This is a genomic window from Acinetobacter sp. AKBS16 (assembly GCF_002899995.1).
Classification (GTDB): Bacteria; Pseudomonadota; Gammaproteobacteria; order Pseudomonadales; family Moraxellaceae; genus Acinetobacter; species Acinetobacter baumannii.
The window spans coordinates 134,232-139,333 of sequence record NZ_POYH01000101.1 but is presented as its reverse complement, the minus strand read 5'-3'; the positions used below and the strand labels follow the sequence as shown (position 1 = coordinate 139,333).

The 5,102-nt window shown below is 38.9% G+C and carries 5 protein-coding genes; 1 reads left to right on the top strand and 4 read right to left on the bottom strand.

The features are described from left to right. The 4 genes from C1642_RS18770 to C1642_RS18755 form a co-directional block, all read right to left on the bottom strand. On the bottom strand, window positions 1-932 hold a 932-nt coding region (locus tag C1642_RS18770), incomplete at its 3' end, for a DcaP family trimeric outer membrane transporter (protein ID WP_228154007.1). A 243-nt stretch (window positions 933-1,175) separates the two neighbouring features. Further along, the gene (locus C1642_RS18765) at window positions 1,176-1,847 is read right to left on the bottom strand and encodes a class I SAM-dependent methyltransferase (protein ID WP_103236748.1); all 672 of its coding nucleotides are present in this window, start codon (window positions 1,845-1,847) and stop codon (window positions 1,176-1,178) included. Between the two features lie 70 nt (window positions 1,848-1,917). Further along, on the bottom strand, window positions 1,918-3,612 hold the full coding sequence (locus C1642_RS18760; RefSeq protein ID WP_001183741.1) for an AMP-binding protein: 1,695 nt from the start codon (window positions 3,610-3,612) through the stop codon (window positions 1,918-1,920). Between the two features lie 110 nt (window positions 3,613-3,722). Beyond that, the gene (locus tag C1642_RS18755; RefSeq protein WP_000120692.1) at window positions 3,723-4,340 is read right to left on the bottom strand and encodes a TetR/AcrR family transcriptional regulator; all 618 of its coding nucleotides are present in this window, start codon (window positions 4,338-4,340) and stop codon (window positions 3,723-3,725) included. Window positions 4,341-4,484: 144 nt separating this feature from the next. Here C1642_RS18755 and C1642_RS20060 point away from each other — a divergent pair. Then, window positions 4,485-5,102 (top strand): acyl-CoA dehydrogenase family protein (locus C1642_RS20060; protein ID WP_228154006.1); only part of this gene is annotated, 618 nt, incomplete at its 3' end.

Here is a 5,102-nt window from a genome sequence, read left to right as displayed (position 1 = left end):
CCATCACCCTTAACATGGTAATAATCGGCTTTAAGTAATGTATCAGGGGTAATTTGATATTTACCGCCCAAGCCTACACCCCACGCCCACTCACTATCATTGTTAGTTCTTTTTTCTGCAACAAAACTACGGCCTGAAAGCATCGAACCATTGGCAAATTTATGATTTAAACGTCCGACTAAAGCAGGTAAACGCATTTTATTATCTGGATCAGTTGCAGCAGTATATTTCGGGTCTTCAACTGATACTGCAAAACTTGTATTTGCCGTTAAGTTATCGCTATAGCGAACAAGCGGCGATCTTAATAATGCACTACCTACAAATGTACCCGCATCAATTGTTTCTGGGTAATATTCAGGGGCAATAAATGTCGACCATGTTTGGCCAATAAGCCATTTATCAAAAGTTAAATAGGCATGACGTATGCGAAACTGATCACGTGTAGCCGCCCCAAAAAAGTCCATTTCTAACTTTCCGCCCACATCACCAACGGCTGTAGGTGTTTTAAAATTCAATCCGAAGCGTGTCACATACACAGTACTGTGCAACTGGTCTTTCTGTGCAGATTCTTCTGGCGTATTTTCAAGAGGAACGCCGCTAATATTGTTATACATGCTAGATGCACCCTTAATTTGATAAGAAGCATCTGCTCGTATATAACCGTATAAGTTAAATTCCGCACCAGATTTAGTTAATGTTTGCTGTATAGGTTGTGGAGCTTGAGTAACTACAGGAGCAGCTTGTTCTACTCTTTTTTGAGCTAAAGATTTTTGAGCCTCCATATTAATTTGTAGCATAGCTCGTAGTTCTTTTATTTCTTGGCGAAGTTGCTCTATTTCAGGGTTTACTTGGCCTGCAAAAGCAGAAGACATAAGCAGAGTCACAGAAACTGCCAACAAGCTTTTTTGAATCGTTGTATTTAAAATTTTCATCATGAAATTTTCCTTTAGACCTTTAAGTAGTCTTAAAAGCCTCGACATCCTTTTTGTTATGTACCTATCTAAAATAGATCCTTGAAAATTTGCCTTTCTTTCACAAGAAAGACGTTCCCTCATATTTTTTAGATCCACCCTCCCTAGTGCAGCAAAAGCAACTTTTTAATTTTCCATTTTTTATATTCTCTTCCACATTGAGAATATTCGGTTTTAAACCCTTATTTATATTCCCCAATAGTATTATTTTTTTGCAATAAACCCTTGATAAGTCAAAATTTGCGTATATGGCTGTACGCTTTCAAAGCCTGTCTCTTCCAAAAGTTTTATATATCCTTCAGTCGTTAAACTAAAAAAGTCCTCCGCCATACGCTCCAACATTTTTTGACATTGTTCTTCTGTTAACCCTTGAGCCAAACACAAATAACGTAATGCTTGAAGCTGTTGTGGATTTACACAAGTCATGAGGTCATAGGTAAGTAAAGGCACCTTTTCTTTTAAGCGATCATAAATATCCTTAAAGAAGGCTGGTTTTATGTCATCTGCAATAAAATGAGCCACAAGAATAGAAAGTGCAGCATCAAAGGAACTCTCGAGAGGTAAAGCTGAAGTTTCACCGTGAACAAAAGTGACTTGGGCAGATTTACCTAAAATCTCCACCTGCTCCTGAGCTTTTTGCAGCATGGTTAAAGATGGATCAACCGCTGTAAATTGCCAGTTTGGATGTCTTTTAAGTAAATATTCGAGTTCGTAACCCGTACCACAGCCCACAATTAAGATATGAGCATCTGGTGGCAACACCGACTGCAAAATGGCATCCACCTGTTGATGGATCACTTCATAGCCCGGAATTAATTTACGAATATGCGCATCATATCCTTCGACTACTTTAGGGCTATTAAAGTCTTTTGCCATTTTGCGTGTCCTCTATTTAAACCGTATTTCGATTTTCCTTTGCTGCACTTTGACCGAGCTTTTGACTTATTTAGTCAAAGACATTTCCTGTTAAATTAAGTTCAGCTCGCATAATTTCCTGCAATTTAAACTTTTGGGCTTTGCCAGAAGCAGTCATTGGAAACTCATTAAAGAAACGGACATAACGCGGCACTTTGTTATGTGAAATGTGTTCTTTGCAAAATTGGCGGATGCTGTCTTCATCGACTTGGTGATGCTCATGCAGGATAATACATGCACAAAGTTCTTCGCCATATTTCGCATCTGGCAAGCCAATCACTTGTACATCGCTTACATCTGGATGAGTATATAAAAAGTCTTCAATCTCTTTTGGAAAGAGGTTTTCCCCACCACGAATCACGACATCTTTAATACGGCCTTTAATTTTAATAAAACCGTCTTGATCCATCTCGGCAATGTCACCCGTATGCATCCAGCCAGCCGCATCAATCACTTCACGGGTCTTTTCCTCTTCACCCCAATAACCAGCCATCACTGAATAACCACGAACACATAACTCGCCTAAAGTCCCTTGCGGAACAATCTGCCCTTCTAAATCGACAATTTTAATTTCAACATGCGGGTGAACGTGCCCAACCGTGCTTACCCGTTTATCAATCGAATCATTTACCGAGCTTTGTACACTCACTGGCGAGGTTTCAGTCATGCCATAACAAATGGTAATTTCAGACATATGCATTCGGTCTATAACACGTTGCATAATTTCACGTGGACAAGGACTACCTGCCATAATGCCTGTTCTTAAGCTCGATAGATCAAAATCATTAAACTGTTCATGCTCTAAGGTTGCAATAAACATGGTTGGTACGCCATAAGCTGCCGTACAACGTTCTTGATGAATCGCTTTTAAAGTTTCCAAAGGATTAAATACAGCCGATGGATAGACCATGGTTGACCCATGCGTCACACACGCCAGATTCCCCATCACCATGCCAAAACAATGGAATAATGGCACAGAAATACAGACTTTATCTTGGGGGGTTAAACGAATGCCTTCACCGACAAAATAACCATTATTTAAAATATTATGATGGGTTAACATGGTCCCTTTCGGGTTACCTGTTGTACCTGAAGTAAATTGGATATTAATGGTTTCATCAAACTGGAGCTGTCTGGCTAATTGTTTTAATTGTTCTAGCTGTTCAGAAGTTGGTGTAGTTAGTAAATCACTAAAACGATAAATACCGGTATGTTGTTGGTCATCAATTTTAATGACAAATTTTAAATGTGGCAGTCGCTCTGAACTGAGCACTTTATCTGTACAGGTAGTTAACTCAGGGGCAATTTTTGTGAGTAATTCTTGGTAATCCGTCGTTTTAAATTGAGAAGCAATAATCAATCCTTTGCATGAGACCTTATTCAACACATATTCAAGCTCATGACTTTTATAAGCTGTATTTAGATTGACTAAAATAATCCCTGCTTTAAAAGCTGCAAACTGCGTAATGGTCCATTCCACACAGTTAGGTGACCAAATCGCTAATCGGTCTCCTTTTTTTAATCCCAATTTTAATAGGCTACAAGCAAAAGCGTTTACTTCATCCTGTAAAGCTTTATAGGTTAATCGTCTGTTTTGATGAAAACTGACAATCGCTTCCTTTTCAGCATATTGCTGACAGGCCTGATCAAATTGTTCACCAATGGTCATACCCAATAAGGGTTGTGTACTTGGTCCCGAGGCGTAGCTTAACCGTTCTTGTTGCATTGAATCATTCTCCTTGATTCTTCTAATTCTCTTCTTACCTGATCTAATTGTTGTTACTGCAACTACTTTTCCAAACTACTTATTTTGTGTTGTTTTATCCTTTATATGCCCTATTTTTTCTGCACAGCATCTACACAAAAGTCAGCAATCTGTTTTGAAAAATAGTCTTTATGCGCATGATCAAACTTTGTATTTTGAGCTGGGTCTAGGGGTTCAACCACCACATAAGTCATAGCACCGACTACACAAAGTGCTGCTGTGTTTAAATCATCCAAGACAAACTCACCACTTGCATTTCCATCCGCAAGTATTTTTTTAATACTTTGTTTAATCAATTGTTTCACACGAAAACGCTCATGTTCAACCGTTGAATCGACGGGTTCAAACATGAGTGAATATGCAAGCTGAGGACTATTCAGTGCCCGTTTTACAAAGGTTGCTACCGCCTTGTGTAATTTCTGCTTTGCCGATAAGTCACTTTCGGTAATCGATTCAATCACCAATAGTTCTGTATTAATGGCATCAGACAAAACTTCTATTAGCACTTGGCTTTTATTATCGAAGTAGCGATAAACCAGTCCACTAGATACACCCGCTTGCTCTGCAATTGTTTGTATTTGTGCGTCTTTGAACCCTCCCTCTGAAATTATTTTTCTGGCTGAACTCAAAATCGATTTTCGATTTTGTTCCATCCGCTCTTGCATTAAAGATGATCGTTTATAGCTCATAATTTATTCTCTAACAAATAAAATGAATTGTAAATCATTTTATGAATCTGTATTCACTTTTTCAAAAAATCATTGTATGGTAATTATCAAATACCCACAAAATATTTTATGGACAACAAATATAACCAATAGGATGAAAATATCATGAACCTACGCAGCTTGAATTTCGGTCTAGATGAAACTTTAATTGCGCTTCAAGATTCGGTAGCCGCATTTTGTGCAAAGGAAATTGCACCAATTGCCCAACAAGTTGATCAAGACAACAAATTCCCTGCACATCTCTGGAAAAAATTCGGAGATATGGGCCTTTTAGGTATGACGGTTTCTGAAGAATATGGCGGTGCCAATATGGGTTATTTAGCTCATATTATTGCCATGCAAGAAATTTCCCGTGCTTCGGCAGCCATTGGTCTTTCTTATGGTGCTCATTCTAATTTATGTGTAAACCAAATTAACCGTAACGGTAACGAGCAGCAGAAACAAAAGTATTTACCAAAATTAATTTCCGGTGAATACGTTGGTGCCCTTGCCATGTCTGAGCCGAATGCCGGTTCCGATGTCGTCAGCATGAAATTACGCGCCGAGCAAAAAGGTGATCACTTTGTTTTAAACGGTTCAAAAATGTGGATTACCAACGGCGGCGATGCAGATGTGCTGGTCGTTTACGCTAAAACTGATCCACAAGCTGGCCCGAAAGGCATGACCGCATTCTTGATTGAAAAAGGCATGAAAGGCTTTAGTCACGGCAACCACTTAGACAAA